Source organism: Streptomyces sp. NPDC001401, assembly GCF_042895385.1.
Classification (GTDB): domain Bacteria; phylum Actinomycetota; class Actinomycetes; order Streptomycetales; family Streptomycetaceae; genus Streptomyces.
In genome coordinates, this window is the sequence record NZ_JBIAWI010000015.1 from 266,938 (window position 1) to 281,403 (window position 14,466).

Genomic DNA, 14,466 nt, shown 5'->3' on the forward strand with positions numbered 1-14,466 from the left:
AATGGCTAAGCAGATCAAGGGCATCCTGGGCGAGAAGCTCGGCATGACGCAGGTGTGGGACGAGAACAACCGTGTTGTTCCGGTCACCGTCGTCAAGGCCGGCCCGAACGTCGTCACCCAGGTGCGTACGAACGACAGCGACGGCTACGAGTCGGTCCAGATCGCCTTCGGCGAGATCGACCCGCGCAAGGTGAACAAGCCCCTCAAGGGCCACTTCGCCAAGGCCGACGTCACTCCCCGCCGCCACCTCGTCGAGATCCGTACCGCTGACGCCAGCGAGTACACCCTCGGCCAGGAGATCACCGCCGAGGTGTTCGAGGCCGGCATCAAGGTCGACGTGACCGGCAAGAGCAAGGGCAAGGGCTTCGCCGGTGTCATGAAGCGTCACAACTTCAAGGGCCTCGGCGCCGGACACGGCACCCAGCGCAAGCACCGCTCTCCCGGCTCCATCGGTGGCTGCGCCACCCCGGGCCGTGTGTTCAAGGGCCTCCGCATGGCGGGTCGCATGGGCAACGAGCGGGTCACCACCCAGAACCTGACCGTCCACGCCGTTGACGCGGAGAAGGGTCTGCTGCTCATCAAGGGCGCGGTTCCTGGTCCGAACGGCGGCCTCGTCCTGGTCCGCACCGCGGCCAAGGGGGCCTGAGGTACCGATGAGCACTGTTGACATCCTTTCGCCGGCGGGCGACAAGGCCGGTTCCGTCGAGCTCCCCGCGGAGATCTTCGACGTCGAGAAGGTCAGCATTCCGCTGATCCACCAGGTCGTCGTCGCGCAGCTGGCCGCGGCCCGTCAGGGCACGCACAAGACCAAGACCCGTGGCGAGGTTCGCGGTGGCGGCAAGAAGCCGTACCGCCAGAAGGGCACCGGCCGCGCCCGTCAGGGCTCGACCCGCGCCCCGCAGTTCGCCGGTGGTGGCGTCGTGCACGGTCCCGTGCCGCGTGACTACTCGCAGCGGACCCCGAAGAAGATGAAGGCTGCCGCCCTGCGTCACGCCCTCACCGACCGGGCCCGCCACAACCGCATCCACGTCGTCTCCGGCGTCGTCGAGGGTGAGAACCCGTCGACGAAGGCCGCCAGGACGCTGTTCGGCAAGATCTCGGAGCGCAAGAACCTGCTCCTGGTCGTCGAGCGCGCCGACGAGGCCGCGTGGCTGTCCGCCCGCAACCTGCCCCAGGTCCACATCCTGGAGCCGGGCCAGCTGAACACGTACGACGTTCTCGTCTCGGACGACGTGGTCTTCACCCAGGCCGCTTTCGAGTCCTTCGTGTCTGGCCCCAAGGCCGCTGACACCGAAGGGAGCGAAGCCTGATGGCTACGCGTCACCCGAGCATTGCCTCCAAGGCGGCCAAGGCCGCCAAGGCCGCGCGCGTCGCCAAGGCGCGTCGCCACGAGGCCGAGGGCAAGAACACCGTCGAGACGCCGCTGAGCAAGTCGTACACGGACCCCCGTGACGTCCTGCTGAAGCCGGTCGTCTCCGAGAAGAGCTACGCGCTTCTCGACGAGAACAAGTACACGTTCATCGTCGACCCGAGTGCCAACAAGACCCAGATCAAGCAGGCCGTCCAGGCGGTCTTCTCGGTCAAGGTCACCGGGGTCAACACGATCAACCGCATCGGCAAGCGCAAGCGGACCCGCACCGGCTTCGGCCAGCGTGCGGCGACCAAGCGCGCGATCGTGACCCTCGCCGAGGGCGACCGTATCGACATCTTCGGCGGTCCGACCGCGTAAGCGGGTCGGATCGTCCGATATCGGACGAGGACTGAGAAATGGGAATCCGCAAGTACAAGCCGACTACGCCGGGCCGCCGTGGCTCCAGCGTCGCCGACTTCGTCGAGGTCACGCGGTCCACGCCGGAGAAGTCGCTGGTCCGCCCGCTGCACAGCAAGGGCGGCCGTAACAACGCCGGTCGTGTGACCGTTCGCCACCAGGGTGGCGGACACAAGCGCGCCTACCGAGTGATCGACTTCCGTCGTCACGACAAGGACGGCGTGCCGGCGAAGGTCGCGCACATCGAGTACGACCCCAACCGCACCGCGCGCATCGCGCTGCTCCACTACGCGGACGGCGAGAAGCGCTACATCCTGGCGCCGAAGGGCCTGAACCAGGGCGACCGGATCGAGAACGGTCCCGGCGCCGACATCAAGCCCGGCAACAACCTGGCGCTGCGCAACATCCCGGTCGGTACGACGATCCACTCCGTGGAGCTTCGTCCGGGCGGCGGCGCCAAGTTCGCCCGCTCCGCCGGTGCCTCCGTGCAGCTGCTCGCGAAGGAGGGCTCGATGGCCCACCTCCGCATGCCGTCCGGTGAGATCCGCCTGGTCGACCAGCGCTGCCGCGCCACGGTCGGCGAGGTCGGCAACGCCGAGCAGAGCAACATCAACTGGGGCAAGGCCGGCCGCAAGCGCTGGCTGGGCGTCCGCCCGACCGTTCGCGGTGTGGCGATGAACCCGGTTGACCACCCGCACGGTGGTGGTGAGGGCAAGACCTCCGGTGGTCGCCACCCGGTCAGCCCCTGGGGTCAGAAGGAAGGTCGTACTCGTTCGCCCAAGAAGGCGTCGAACAAGTACATCGTCCGCCGCCGCAAGACGAACAAGAAGCGCTAGGAGCGGGTTTAGATGCCGCGCAGTCTCAAGAAGGGGCCCTTCGTCGACGAGCACCTCGCCAAGAAGGTGGATGCTCAGAACGAAGCCGGTTCCAAGAACGTCATCAAGACCTGGTCCCGTCGCTCGATGATCGTCCCGGCCATGCTCGGCCACACGATCGCGGTGCACAACGGCAAGACCCACATCCCGGTGTTCGTCACCGAGTCGATGGTCGGCCACAAGCTCGGCGAGTTCTCGCCGACGCGCACCTTCCGGGGCCACGTCAAGGACGACCGGAAGTCGAAGCGCCGCTAGTAGCGGATCGCATTCAGACACGTAAGTAACTGAGAGGGACAACCATGGAAGCCAGGGCCCAGGCGCGGTACATCCGCGTTACGCCCATGAAGGCCCGCCGCGTGGTGGACCTTATCCGTGGCATGGACGCCACGGAGGCTCAGGCTGTTCTGCGATTCGCTCCGCAGGCAGCCTCCGTGCCCGTCGGCAAGGTGCTCGACAGCGCCATCGCCAACGCCGCGCACAACTACGACCACACCGACGCCGACAGCCTCTTCATCTCCGAGGCGTACGTCGACGAGGGCCCGACCCTGAAGCGGTTCCGTCCGCGTGCCCAGGGCCGTGCCTACCGGATCCGCAAGCGGACCAGCCACATCACCGTGGTCGTCAGCAGCAAGGAAGGAACCCGGTAATGGGCCAGAAGGTTAACCCGCATGGGTTCCGGCTCGGTGTCACCACGGACTTCAAGTCCCGGTGGTACGCCGACAAGCTGTACAAGGACTACGTCAAGGAAGACGTCGCCATCCGTCGGATGATGACGTCCGGCATGGAGCGCGCCGGCATCTCGAAGGTTGAGATCGAGCGCACCCGTGACCGTGTGCGTGTGGACATCCACACCGCTCGTCCGGGCATCGTCATCGGCCGCCGTGGCGCCGAGGCCGACCGCATCCGCGGTGACCTCGAGAAGCTCACGGGCAAGCAGGTCCAGCTGAACATCCTCGAGGTCAAGAACCCCGAGACGGACGCTCAGCTGGTTGCTCAGGCCGTCGCCGAGCAGCTCTCCTCCCGCGTCTCCTTCCGCCGCGCCATGCGTAAGAGCATGCAGTCGGCGATGAAGGCCGGCGCCAAGGGCATCAAGATCCAGTGCGGTGGCCGCCTCGGTGGCGCCGAGATGTCCCGCTCGGAGTTCTACCGCGAGGGCCGTGTGCCCCTGCACACGCTCCGCGCGAACGTGGACTACGGCTTCTTCGAGGCCAAGACGACCTTCGGCCGCATCGGTGTGAAGGTCTGGATCTACAAGGGCGACGTCAAGAACATCGCCGAGGTCCGCGCCGAGAACGCTGCGGCCCGTGCGGGTAACCGCCCGGCCCGTGGTGGCGCCGACCGCCCGGCCCGTGGTGGCCGCGGTGGCGAGCGTGGCGGGCGCGGTCGCAAGCCGCAGCAGGCTGCAGGCTCCGAGGCCCCCAAGGCCGAGGCTCCCGCCGCCGCTCCGGCTGAGAGCACCGGAACGGAGGCCTGACCGACATGCTGATCCCCCGTAGGGTCAAGCACCGCAAGCAGCACCACCCGAAGCGCTCCGGCGCTGCCAAGGGCGGCACGCAGGTTGCGTTCGGCGAGTACGGCATCCAGGCGCTCACCCCGGCGTACGTGACGAACCGTCAGATCGAGGCCGCTCGTATCGCCATGACGCGTCACATCAAGCGTGGTGGCAAGGTCTGGATCAACATCTACCCGGACCGTCCCCTCACCAAGAAGCCTGCCGAGACCCGCATGGGTTCCGGTAAGGGTTCTCCGGAGTGGTGGATCGCCAACGTCAAGCCCGGACGCGTGATGTTCGAGCTGTCGTACCCCAACGAGAAGATTGCGCGTGAGGCCCTCACTCGTGCCGCTCACAAGCTGCCGATGAAGTGCCGGATCGTCAAGCGCGAGGCAGGTGAAGCGTGATGTCGGCCGGTACCAAGGCGTCCGAGCTGCGCGAGCTGGGCAACGAGGAGCTTCTGGCGAAGCTCCGCGAGTCCAAGGAAGAGCTGTTCAACCTCCGCTTCCAGGCGGCGACGGGTCAGCTCGAGAACCACGGCCGCCTGAAGGCGGTCCGTAAGGACATCGCGCGGATCTACACCCTGATGCGCGAGCGTGAGCTGGGCATCGAAACGGTGGAGAACGCCTGATGAGCGAGAGCAATGTGACTGAAGAGCAGACGACCGAGGCACGTGGCGCCCGCAAGACCCGTGAGGGTCTCGTCGTCAGCGACAAGATGGACAAGACCGTCGTCGTCGCTGTCGAGGACCGCGTGAAGCACGCGCTGTACGGCAAGGTCATCCGCCGTACGAACAAGCTCAAGGCGCACGACGAGCAGAACGCCGCGGGTGTCGGCGACCGTGTCCTCCTTGCGGAGACCCGGCCGCTGTCCGCGACGAAGCGCTGGCGCGTCGTCGAGATCCTCGAGAAGGCCAAGTAATTTCCTGCGGGCATCCCCGCAGGACAGTTCCGCCAGGCTCGGCAGGGGTTCGTAAAAGAACCCCTGCCGGGAACCGGCAGACAAACAGGAGATAGACGTGATCCAGCAGGAGTCGCGACTGCGTGTCGCCGACAACACTGGTGCGAAGGAAATCCTTTGCATCCGTGTGCTCGGTGGCTCCGGTCGCCGCTACGCGGGCATCGGTGACGTCATCGTCGCCACCGTCAAGGACGCGATCCCCGGTGGCAACGTGAAGAAGGGTGACGTCGTCAAGGCGGTCATCGTTCGCACCGTCAAGGAGCGCCGCCGTCCGGACGGCTCGTACATCCGCTTCGACGAGAACGCCGCCGTCATTCTGAAGAACGACGGCGACCCTCGCGGCACCCGCATCTTCGGCCCGGTCGGGCGTGAGCTGCGCGAGAAGAAGTTCATGAAGATCATCTCGCTGGCTCCGGAGGTGCTGTAAGCATGAAGATCAAGAAGGGCGACCTGGTCCAGGTCATCACCGGCAAGGACAAGGGCAAGCAGGGCAAGGTCATTGCCGCTTACCCGCGCGACGAGCGTGTCCTGGTCGAGGGTGTCAACCGGGTCAAGAAGCACACCAAGGCCGGTCCGACCGCCAGCGGTTCGCAGGCCGGCGGCATCGTCACGACCGAGGCGCCGATCCACGTCTCCAACGTCCAGCTGGTCGTTGAGAAGGACGGCAACAAGGTCGTCACGCGTGTCGGTTACCGCTTCGACGACGAGGGCAACAAGATCCGCGTTGCCAAGCGGACGGGTGAGGACATCTGATGGCTACCACCACCACTCCGCGTCTCAAGACGAAGTACCGCGAGGAGATCGCGGGCAAGCTGCGTGACGAGTTCAAGTACGAGAACGTCATGCAGATCCCCGGCCTCGTCAAGATCGTGGTCAACATGGGTGTGGGCGACGCCGCCCGCGACTCCAAGCTGATCGAGGGCGCCATCCGCGACCTCACCACGATCACCGGTCAGAAGCCGGCCGTCACCAAGGCCCGCAAGTCCATCGCGCAGTTCAAGCTGCGTGAGGGTCAGCCGATCGGTGCCCATGTCACGCTCCGTGGCGACCGCATGTGGGAGTTCCTGGACCGCACCCTGTCGCTCGCGCTCCCGCGCATCCGCGACTTCCGTGGTCTGTCCCCCAAGCAGTTCGACGGCCGTGGCAACTACACCTTCGGTCTCACGGAGCAGGTCATGTTCCACGAGATCGACCAGGACAAGATCGACCGCGTCCGGGGTATGGACATCACCGTGGTCACCACGGCGACCAACGACGCTGAGGGCCGTGCGCTCCTTCGTCACCTCGGCTTCCCCTTCAAGGAGGCGTGAGCGAGATGGCGAAGAAGGCTCTGATCGCGAAGGCTGCTCGCAAGCCCAAGTTCGGCGTGCGTGGCTACACGCGCTGCCAGCGCTGCGGCCGTCCCCACTCCGTGTACCGCAAGTTCGGCCTGTGCCGCGTGTGCCTTCGTGAGATGGCTCACCGTGGCGAGCTGCCGGGCGTGACCAAGAGCTCCTGGTAATCCCCCAAATCAGGGATTCCCGAAGCTCTCGGTAAGCAATGGGCGTGTCAGGCGCCCTCCTCTCCATGGCTTAGGCTTGGAGGGTTGGGCGCCTGATGGTCGCCCGTACGACTTACTACGCCGTAGGTCCACCGCACCGCACCCGCCTCGTCTCGGATCGAGGAGAGGGATGGGCACTTGGAAACCCCGGCGAGAGAGGCCGAAGGCCAATTCATGACCATGACTGATCCGATCGCAGACATGCTTACGCGTCTGCGGAACGCGAACTCGGCATACCACGACTCCGTGTCGATGCCGGCATCGAAGATCAAGTCGCACATCGCGGAGATCCTCCAGCAGGAGGGCTTCATCACGGGCTGGAAGGTCGAGGACGCCGAGGTCGGCAAGAACCTCGTTCTCGAGCTGAAGTTCGGCCCGAACCGTGAGCGCTCCATCGCGGGCATCAAGCGGATCTCCAAGCCCGGTCTCCGGGTTTACGCGAAGTCCACCAACCTGCCCAAGGTCCTCGGTGGCCTCGGCGTGGCGATCATCTCCACGTCGCACGGTCTCCTGACCGACAAGCAGGCCGGCAAGAAGGGCGTGGGTGGGGAAGTCCTCGCCTACGTCTGGTAGCGGAAGGGAACGGAGGAAAAAGCTATGTCGCGTATTGGCAAGCTCCCCATCACGGTTCCCGCCGGCGTGGACGTCACCATCGACGGCCGTACGGTCTCGGTCAAGGGCCCCAAGGGCACGCTGACCCACACCGTCGCTTCGCCGATCGACATCGCCAAGGGTGAGGACGGCGTTCTCAACGTCACCCGCCCCAACGACGAGCGTCAGAACAAGGCCCTGCACGGCCTGTCCCGCACGCTGGTGGCGAACATGATCACCGGCGTGACCCAGGGTTACGTGAAGAAGCTCGAGATCAGCGGTGTCGGTTACCGAGTGACCGCCAAGGGTTCGAACCTCGAGTTCGCTCTCGGCTACAGCCACCCGATCACCGTCGAGGCCCCCGAGGGCATCACCTTCAAGGTGGAGGCCCCCACCCGGTTCTCGGTCGAGGGCATCGACAAGCAGAAGGTCGGCGAGGTTGCGGCCAACATCCGCAAGCTGCGCAAGCCCGACCCGTACAAGGCCAAGGGCGTCAAGTACGAGGGCGAAGTCATCCGCCGCAAGGTCGGAAAGGCGGGTAAGTAAGCCATGGCATACGGACAGAAGATCCTTAAGGGCGACGCCTACAAGCGCGCCGCGATCAAGCGCCGCCACATCCGGATCCGTAAGCACATCAACGGAACGGCGGAGCGTCCGCGTCTGGTCGTTACCCGCTCCAACCGCCACATCGTGGCCCAGGTGATCGACGACATCAAGGGTCACACCCTTGCGTCGGCGTCCACCCTGGACACCTCGATCCGCGGTGGCGAGGGCGACAAGTCCGCGCAGGCCAAGCAGGTCGGTGCCCTGGTCGCCGAGCGCGCCAAGGCCGCCGGTGTCGAGGCCGTCGTATTCGACCGTGGTGGCAACCAGTACGCCGGGCGCATCGCCGCCCTGGCGGACGCCGCCCGCGAAGCCGGGCTCAAGTTCTGAGCCGCTCGTAGCTAGCGGAAAGAGAGAGGTAATCCAATGGCTGGACCCCAGCGCCGTGGAAGCGGTGCCGGTGGCGGCGAGCGGCGGGACCGTAAGGGTCGTGACGGTGGCGCAGCTGCCGCCGAGAAGACTGCTTACGTTGAGCGTGTCGTCGCGATCAACCGTGTCGCCAAGGTTGTGAAGGGTGGTCGTCGCTTCAGCTTCACCGCGCTGGTCGTGGTGGGCGACGGTGACGGCACCGTGGGTGTCGGTTACGGCAAGGCCAAGGAGGTGCCGGCCGCCATCGCCAAGGGCGTTGAGGAGGCCAAGAAGCACTTCTTCAAGGTCCCCCGTATCCAGGGCACCATCCCGCACCCGATCCAGGGTGAGAAGGCTGCCGGCGTTGTTCTGCTCAAGCCCGCGTCCCCCGGTACCGGTGTTATCGCCGGTGGCCCGGTGCGTGCCGTGCTCGAGTGCGCCGGTATCCACGACGTGCTGTCGAAGTCGCTCGGCTCCGACAACGCGATCAACATCGTGCACGCGACCGTGGAGGCCCTGAAGGGTCTGCAGCGTCCCGAGGAGATCGCGGCCCGCCGTGGTCTGCCGCTCGAGGACGTCGCCCCCGCGGCCCTGCTGCGTGCGCGTGCCGGGGCGGGTGCGTAATCATGGCGCAGCTCAAGATTACGCAGGTCAAGTCCTACATCGGCAGCAAGCAGAACCACCGTGACACCCTGCGCTCCCTTGGTCTCAAGGGCATCAACACGCAGGTCGTCAAGGAGGACCGCCCCGAGTTCCGCGGCATGGTGCACACCGTCCGCCACCTCGTGACGGTCGAGGAGGTCGACTGATCATGGCGGAGAACAACCCGCTCAAGATCCACAACCTCCGTCCCGCCCCGGGCGCCAAGACCGCGAAGACCCGTGTCGGTCGTGGTGAGGCGTCGAAGGGTAAGACGGCCGGTCGTGGTACCAAGGGCACGAAGGCCCGTTACCAGGTTCCGGAGCGCTTCGAGGGTGGGCAGATGCCCCTCCACATGCGTCTTCCGAAGCTGAAGGGCTTCAAGAACCCGTTCAAGACCGAGTTCCAGGTCGTGAACCTCGACAAGCTGGCCGCGCTCTACCCCGAGGGTGGCGAAGTCACCGTCGAGGGTCTGGTGGCCAAGGGTGCCGTTCGCAAGAACAGCCTCGTCAAGGTCCTCGGCCAGGGCGAGATCTCCGTGGCGCTGCAGGTGACGGTCGACGCCGTCTCCGGCTCCGCCAAGGAGAAGATCACCGCCGCCGGCGGCACCGTCACCGAGCTCGTCTGAATTTTTCGGACGTCTCGATGACGTAAGAAGTCCCGACCGGGGATACCTCACAATGAGGTATCCCCGGTCGGTCGTTCCAAGGGGAGCCGTGCCGCCGGTAAGGTAGCCTGCACTGTTCTTTTTTGTATCCGTCGAACCTCAAGACCGTCACCCTTGACGCAGTTGCGCGGGGGTCGCAGGAGGCACCGTGCTCACCGCGTTCGCCCGGGCGTTCAGGACGCCCGACCTGCGCAAGAAACTGCTCTTCACGCTCGCCATCATCGTGGTGTACCGGGTCGGTACACACATCCCGATCCCGGGCGTCGACTACAAGAACGTCCAGCAGTGCATGGATGTGGCCAGCTCGAACCGCGGCCTGTTCAGTCTGATCAACATGTTCAGTGGTGGCGCGCTGCTGCAGATCACGATCTTCGCGCTCGGCATCATGCCGTACATCACGGCGAGCATCATCCTCCAGCTGCTGACCGTGGTGATCCCGCGCCTCGAAGCCCTCAAGAAGGAGGGCCAGGCCGGCACGGCGAAGATCACGCAGTACACCCGGTACCTGACGGTGGCGCTGGCCATCCTGCAGGGCACCGGCCTGGTCGCCACCGCCCGCAGTGGCGCCCTGTTCACCGGCTGCCCGGTGGCCAGCCAGATCGTTCCGGACCAGTCGATCTTCACGACCATCACCATGGTCGTCACGATGACCGCCGGTACGGGTGTAGTCATGTGGCTCGGTGAGCTCATCACCGACCGCGGCATCGGCAACGGCATGTCGATCCTGATGTTCATCTCGATCGCCGCCACCTTCCCGAGCGCGCTGTGGACCATCAAGCTGCAGGGCAAGCTCGCCGGTGGCTGGATCGAGTTCGGCACGGTGATCGCCGTGGGTCTCGTCATGGTCGGGCTGGTCGTCTTCGTCGAGCAGGCCCAGCGGCGGATCCCGGTGCAGTACGCGAAGCGCATGATCGGACGCCGGTCGTACGGTGGTACGTCGACGTACATCCCGCTGAAGGTCAACCAGGCGGGTGTCATCCCCGTGATCTTCGCCTCTTCGCTGCTCTACATTCCGAGCCTGATCGCCCAGTTCTCGGGCGGCAATTCCGGCTGGAAGACGTGGGTCCAGGACAACCTGACCAAGGGTGATCACCCGGTCTATGTCACCACGTACTTCTTGCTGATCGTTTTCTTCGCGTTCTTCTACGTGGCGATCTCCTTCAACCCCGAGGAAGTCGCCGACAACATGAAGAAGTATGGTGGCTTCATCCCGGGCATCCGGGCTGGCCGACCGACCGCTGAGTACCTGAGTTACGTACTCAACCGGATCACCTGGCCGGGTTCGCTGTATCTGGGTCTGATCGCTCTCGTACCGACGATGGCGTTGGTTGGCTTCGGGGCAAGCCAGAACTTCCCGTTCGGTGGTACCAGCATCCTGATCATCGTGGGTGTTGGCCTCGAGACGGTGAAGCAGATTGAGAGCCAGCTTCAGCAGCGCAATTACGAAGGGTTCCTCCGCTGATGCGAATCGTCCTCGTCGGGCCGCCGGGTGCAGGAAAGGGCACGCAGGCCACTCGCCTTGCCGACAAGCTGCGCGTCCCGCACATCTCCACGGGCGACCTGTTCCGCGCCAACATCAGCCAGCAGACGGAGCTCGGGAAACTCGCGAAGTCCTACATGGACGCCGGCAACCTCGTCCCCGACGAGGTCACCATCGCGATGGCCAAGGACCGCATGGAGCAGCCGGACGCGGAGAACGGCTTCCTGCTCGACGGTTTCCCGCGCAATGTCTCGCAGGCCGAGGCGCTCGACGAGCTGCTCAAGACCGAGGGCATCAAGCTGGACGCGGTACTCGACCTCGAGGTCCCCGAGGAAGAGGTCGTCAAGCGGATCGCCGGTCGGCGCATCTGCCGTAACGACTCGGCGCACGTGTTCCACGTGACGTACAGCCCGGCGAAGAAGGAAGGCGTCTGCGACGTCTGCGGCGGCGAGCTGTACCAGCGTGACGACGACTCCGAGGACACCGTCCGCACGCGGCTCGAGGTCTACCACACGCAGACCGAGCCGATCATCGACTACTACAAGTCGCAGGGCCTGGTCGTCACGATCTCGTCCCTCGGCCCGGTGGGCGAGGTCACGCAGCGGGCGCTGGAAGCCCTCAAGCGCGAGGACGACGGCAAGTAGCCGTCAGCCAGTTACGGCCGTGGCACCCGACGGGGCGTCACGGCCGTACTGTTGTGTAGGTAACCGGTTGACGTGAGTGACGGAGAGCGCAGGCCACCCATGGTGCAGATCAAGACCCCCGAGCAGATCGCCAAGATGCGTGAGGCGGGGCTGGTCGTCGCCGCCATCCACGCGGCCACTCGTGAGGCCGCGGTGCCCGGGGCCACCACCAAGGACCTGGACCAGGTCGCGCGCAAGGTACTCGCCGAGCACAACGCCAAGCCGAACTTCCTTGGCTACGGCGGCTTTCCGGCGACCATCTGCACCTCCGTCAACGAGGTCGTCGTGCACGGCATCCCGTCCGACGACGTCGTCCTGAAGGACGGCGACATCATCTCCATCGACTGCGGCGCGATCATCGACGGCTGGCACGGCGACGCCGCGTACACCGCCTTCGTCGGCTCCGGCCACGCCCCGGAGCTGATCGAGCTCTCGCGGGTCACGGAAGAGTCCATGTGGGCGGGCATCGCGGCGATGAAGCAGGGCAACCGGCTCGTCGACGTCTCCCGCGCGATCGAGACGTACATCCGCCGCCAGCCCAAGCCCGGCGGCGGCAAGTACGGGATCATCGAGGACTACGGCGGCCACGGCATCGGCACCGAGATGCACATGGACCCGCATCTGCTGAACTACGTCGAGAAGCGCCGGGGCAAGGGGCCGAAGCTGGTCACCGGATTCTGCCTCGCGATCGAGCCGATGGTCTCCCTGGGCACCCCGAAGACCGAGGTCCTGTCGGACGACTGGACGGTCATCACCACGGACGGTACGTGGTCGTCCCACTGGGAGCACTCCGTCGCACTGACCGAGCAGGGGCCCTTGGTACTCACGGCTCCGGACGGTGGCAAGGCCAAGCTGGCCGAGCACGGGGTTACTGCCGCGCCGGATCCGCTGGCTTAAGGATCTCCCCGCCGGGGCATCCTTCCTCGATTCGTCTTTCCGAGTGGGCTGACGTAGACTGACTCGTCGGCTCTCGTGTACCCGCATGTCCGCATGCGCCCGTAAGGGAAACGCACGGAGTCGATCAAGGTAGTCGATTCGAAGGGCGAAGCGTGGCCAAGAAGCAAGGTGCCATCGAGATCGAGGGCACTGTCGTCGAGTCTCTTCCGAACGCCATGTTCAAGGTCGAGCTCCAGAACGGCCACCAGGTCCTGGCACACATCAGCGGCAAGATGCGTATGCACTACATCCGCATCCTCCCTGACGACCGGGTCGTGGTGGAGCTGTCTCCGTACGACCTGACGCGTGGCCGGATCGTCTACCGCTACAAGTAGATCTTGCCCGCATTCCGCTTCGGCGGGGTGGTGGCACTGACCCGGAGAACCTCAATCCCATGAAGGTCAAGCCGAGCGTCAAGAAGATCTGCGACAAGTGCAGGGTGATCCGCCGTCACGGTCGGGTCATGGTCATCTGCGAGAACCCGCGCCACAAGCAGCGCCAGGGCTGACGCACGATCGACCGATCCCTCTGCATCGATATCGCAGAGATTCGCGCGACGCGAGCTGAATATGTTCATACGCAGGACCCAGGCGAGCTTTCGCCTGACACCCCCGGTTCGGAGGCCGGGGACCCAGTTCGTACCTGGTACGGCGGCTGGGAACCGGTTCTGCGGAAGACCTCCGAAGATCACCAGGAGCCATTGAATGGCACGCGTTTCCGGTGTTGACATCCCGCGCGAAAAGCGCGTGGAGGTCGCCCTCACCTACGTGTTCGGCATCGGCCGGACCCTTTCGCAGCAGACGCTGGCGGAGACGGGCATCGACCCGAACACCCGTGTTCGTGACCTGAGCGAAGAGCAGCTGGTCGCGATCCGCGAGTACGTCGACAACAACATCAAGACCGAGGGTGACCTCCGTCGCGAGATCCAGGCCGACATCCGCCGCAAGGTGGAGATCGGCTGCTACCAGGGTCTCCGTCACCGCCGCGGTCTGCCCGTCCGCGGTCAGCGCACCAGCACCAACGCCCGTACCCGCAAGGGTCCGCGTCGCGCCATCGCCGGCAAGAAGAAGCCGGGCAAGAAGTAGTCCTCAGCGGACAACGCTTCATCAGCGGTCTTCGCTGTAGGACCGACCACCTCCCCGTAGGAGTTAGTAGATGCCCCCCAAGGGTCGTCAGGGCGCTGCCAAGAAGGTGCGCCGCAAGGAAAAGAAGAACGTCGCTCACGGCCACGCGCACATCAAGAGCACGTTCAACAACACGATCGTCTCGATCACGGACCCCTCGGGCAACGTGATCTCCTGGGCCTCCGCCGGCCACGTCGGCTTCAAGGGCTCGCGCAAGTCCACCCCCTTCGCCGCGCAGATGGCCGCCGAGTCGGCCGCCCGCCGCGCGCAGGAGCACGGCATGCGCAAGGTCGACGTCTTCGTGAAGGGCCCGGGCTCCGGTCGCGAGACCGCGATCCGCTCCCTCCAGGCCACCGGTCTCGAGGTCGGCTCCATCCAGGACGTCACCCCCACCCCGCACAACGGCTGCCGTCCGCCGAAGCGTCGTCGCGTCTGACGCACGGCTGCTTCGCAGCAGGCTTGGTTTCGGGCGGTACGGCTCTGTAAGGGCCGTATCGCCCGTACCCTTGCAGTACCCGCGCTTTTCACGGGCGCGGTTTCCGTCGGGCGTCAAATAGCGGGCGTCCACGAAAGAAGGATCTGATCCACACATGCTGATCGCTCAGCGTCCCTCGTTGACCGAAGAGGTCGTCGACGAGTTCCGCTCCCGGTTCGTGATCGAGCCGCTGGAGCCGGGCTTCGGCTACACCCTCGGCAACTCCCTTCGCCGTACGCTCCTCTCCTCGATCCCGGGTGCGGCGGTCACGTCCATCCGCATCGA

27 protein-coding genes and 1 pseudogene are annotated in these 14,466 nt (G+C 65.5%); all 28 read left to right on the forward strand.

Features of this window, described 5'->3' with window-relative positions:
- Position 1 precedes the first annotated feature (1 nt).
- Positions 2-646: a 50S ribosomal protein L3 gene (gene rplC / locus ACFY10_RS38935; RefSeq protein ID WP_053753931.1), complete on the forward strand. Its 645-nt coding sequence runs from the start codon at positions 2-4 to the stop codon at positions 644-646.
- 7 nt (positions 647-653) lie between these two features.
- Positions 654-1,310, forward strand: a complete 657-nt coding sequence (gene rplD / locus ACFY10_RS38940; RefSeq protein WP_266958977.1) for a 50S ribosomal protein L4 — start codon at positions 654-656, stop codon at positions 1,308-1,310.
- On the forward strand, positions 1,310-1,729 hold the full coding sequence (gene rplW / locus ACFY10_RS38945; RefSeq protein WP_030930522.1) for a 50S ribosomal protein L23: 420 nt from the start codon (positions 1,310-1,312) through the stop codon (positions 1,727-1,729). Before rplD ends, rplW begins: the two co-directional genes overlap by 1 nt.
- A 38-nt stretch (positions 1,730-1,767) precedes the next feature.
- Positions 1,768-2,604: a 50S ribosomal protein L2 gene (gene rplB, locus ACFY10_RS38950; protein WP_390670025.1), complete on the forward strand. Its 837-nt coding sequence runs from the start codon at positions 1,768-1,770 to the stop codon at positions 2,602-2,604.
- Between the two features lie 12 nt (positions 2,605-2,616).
- Positions 2,617-2,898, forward strand: coding sequence for a 30S ribosomal protein S19 (gene rpsS / locus ACFY10_RS38955; RefSeq protein ID WP_030930516.1), 282 nt, complete (start codon positions 2,617-2,619; stop codon positions 2,896-2,898).
- 44 nt (positions 2,899-2,942) lie between these two features.
- Complete coding sequence (rplV, locus tag ACFY10_RS38960) at positions 2,943-3,290, forward strand: 50S ribosomal protein L22 (protein ID WP_003974262.1); 348 nt, start codon at positions 2,943-2,945, stop codon at positions 3,288-3,290.
- On the forward strand, positions 3,290-4,117 hold the full coding sequence (gene rpsC / locus ACFY10_RS38965; protein WP_126273791.1) for a 30S ribosomal protein S3: 828 nt from the start codon (positions 3,290-3,292) through the stop codon (positions 4,115-4,117). Before rplV ends, rpsC begins: the two co-directional genes overlap by 1 nt.
- A gap of 5 nt (positions 4,118-4,122) precedes the next feature.
- Entirely contained in the window at positions 4,123-4,542 is a 420-nt protein-coding gene (gene rplP, locus ACFY10_RS38970) for a 50S ribosomal protein L16 (RefSeq protein WP_009327094.1), read from the forward strand.
- Positions 4,542-4,766: a 50S ribosomal protein L29 gene (gene rpmC / locus ACFY10_RS38975; RefSeq protein ID WP_030930505.1), complete on the forward strand. Its 225-nt coding sequence runs from the start codon at positions 4,542-4,544 to the stop codon at positions 4,764-4,766. Before rplP ends, rpmC begins: the two co-directional genes overlap by 1 nt.
- Positions 4,766-5,056, forward strand: coding sequence for a 30S ribosomal protein S17 (gene rpsQ / locus ACFY10_RS38980; protein ID WP_099930779.1), 291 nt, complete (start codon positions 4,766-4,768; stop codon positions 5,054-5,056). The genes rpmC and rpsQ overlap by 1 nt, the downstream gene beginning before the upstream one ends.
- 97 nt (positions 5,057-5,153) lie before the next feature.
- Complete coding sequence (gene rplN, locus ACFY10_RS38985) at positions 5,154-5,522, forward strand: 50S ribosomal protein L14 (protein ID WP_003998823.1); 369 nt, start codon at positions 5,154-5,156, stop codon at positions 5,520-5,522.
- Positions 5,523-5,524: 2 nt separating this feature from the next.
- Positions 5,525-5,848: a 50S ribosomal protein L24 gene (rplX, locus tag ACFY10_RS38990; protein WP_018543913.1), complete on the forward strand. Its 324-nt coding sequence runs from the start codon at positions 5,525-5,527 to the stop codon at positions 5,846-5,848.
- Positions 5,848-6,405 carry a 50S ribosomal protein L5 gene (gene rplE, locus ACFY10_RS38995; RefSeq protein WP_007494758.1) on the forward strand — a complete coding sequence of 186 codons (558 nt, stop codon included), beginning with the start codon at positions 5,848-5,850 and terminating at the stop codon, positions 6,403-6,405. Before rplX ends, rplE begins: the two co-directional genes overlap by 1 nt.
- Positions 6,406-6,410: 5 nt before the next feature.
- Positions 6,411-6,596 (forward strand): type Z 30S ribosomal protein S14, encoded by a 186-nt coding sequence (locus tag ACFY10_RS39000; protein WP_003948630.1) that lies wholly within the window; start codon positions 6,411-6,413, stop codon positions 6,594-6,596.
- Between the two features lie 213 nt (positions 6,597-6,809).
- Entirely contained in the window at positions 6,810-7,208 is a 399-nt protein-coding gene (gene rpsH / locus ACFY10_RS39005) for a 30S ribosomal protein S8 (RefSeq protein WP_030930492.1), read from the forward strand.
- Positions 7,209-7,232: 24 nt separating this feature from the next.
- Positions 7,233-7,772: a 50S ribosomal protein L6 gene (rplF, locus tag ACFY10_RS39010; RefSeq protein WP_390670026.1), complete on the forward strand. Its 540-nt coding sequence runs from the start codon at positions 7,233-7,235 to the stop codon at positions 7,770-7,772.
- Between the two features lie 3 nt (positions 7,773-7,775).
- Entirely contained in the window at positions 7,776-8,159 is a 384-nt protein-coding gene (rplR, locus tag ACFY10_RS39015; protein WP_007494754.1) for a 50S ribosomal protein L18, read from the forward strand.
- Positions 8,160-8,195: 36 nt separating this feature from the next.
- Entirely contained in the window at positions 8,196-8,801 is a 606-nt protein-coding gene (rpsE, locus tag ACFY10_RS39020) for a 30S ribosomal protein S5 (RefSeq protein ID WP_019753099.1), read from the forward strand.
- A gap of 2 nt (positions 8,802-8,803) precedes the next feature.
- Positions 8,804-8,986 carry a 50S ribosomal protein L30 gene (rpmD, locus tag ACFY10_RS39025; protein ID WP_003974250.1) on the forward strand — a complete coding sequence of 61 codons (183 nt, stop codon included), beginning with the start codon at positions 8,804-8,806 and terminating at the stop codon, positions 8,984-8,986.
- A gap of 2 nt (positions 8,987-8,988) precedes the next feature.
- Complete coding sequence (rplO, locus tag ACFY10_RS39030) at positions 8,989-9,444, forward strand: 50S ribosomal protein L15 (RefSeq protein WP_003974249.1); 456 nt, start codon at positions 8,989-8,991, stop codon at positions 9,442-9,444.
- Between the two features lie 187 nt (positions 9,445-9,631).
- The gene (gene secY, locus ACFY10_RS39035) at positions 9,632-10,945 is read left to right on the forward strand and encodes a preprotein translocase subunit SecY (RefSeq protein WP_390670027.1); all 1,314 of its coding nucleotides are present in this window, start codon (positions 9,632-9,634) and stop codon (positions 10,943-10,945) included.
- The gene (locus ACFY10_RS39040; protein ID WP_232650423.1) at positions 10,945-11,607 is read left to right on the forward strand and encodes an adenylate kinase; all 663 of its coding nucleotides are present in this window, start codon (positions 10,945-10,947) and stop codon (positions 11,605-11,607) included. Before secY ends, ACFY10_RS39040 begins: the two co-directional genes overlap by 1 nt.
- A 99-nt stretch (positions 11,608-11,706) precedes the next feature.
- Positions 11,707-12,543: a type I methionyl aminopeptidase gene (map, locus tag ACFY10_RS39045; RefSeq protein WP_390670028.1), complete on the forward strand. Its 837-nt coding sequence runs from the start codon at positions 11,707-11,709 to the stop codon at positions 12,541-12,543.
- Positions 12,544-12,695: 152 nt separating this feature from the next.
- Positions 12,696-12,917 (forward strand): translation initiation factor IF-1, encoded by a 222-nt coding sequence (infA, locus tag ACFY10_RS39050; protein WP_003948620.1) that lies wholly within the window; start codon positions 12,696-12,698, stop codon positions 12,915-12,917.
- 59 nt (positions 12,918-12,976) lie between these two features.
- The gene (gene rpmJ / locus ACFY10_RS39055; RefSeq protein WP_003998809.1) at positions 12,977-13,090 is read left to right on the forward strand and encodes a 50S ribosomal protein L36; all 114 of its coding nucleotides are present in this window, start codon (positions 12,977-12,979) and stop codon (positions 13,088-13,090) included.
- Positions 13,091-13,286: 196 nt separating this feature from the next.
- The gene (gene rpsM, locus ACFY10_RS39060) at positions 13,287-13,667 is read left to right on the forward strand and encodes a 30S ribosomal protein S13 (protein WP_020135802.1); all 381 of its coding nucleotides are present in this window, start codon (positions 13,287-13,289) and stop codon (positions 13,665-13,667) included.
- 70 nt (positions 13,668-13,737) lie between these two features.
- Positions 13,738-14,142, forward strand: coding sequence for a 30S ribosomal protein S11 (gene rpsK / locus ACFY10_RS39065; protein ID WP_003956432.1), 405 nt, complete (start codon positions 13,738-13,740; stop codon positions 14,140-14,142).
- Between the two features lie 154 nt (positions 14,143-14,296).
- Positions 14,297-14,466, forward strand: a pseudogene (locus ACFY10_RS39070) (DNA-directed RNA polymerase subunit alpha); the annotation flags it as partial.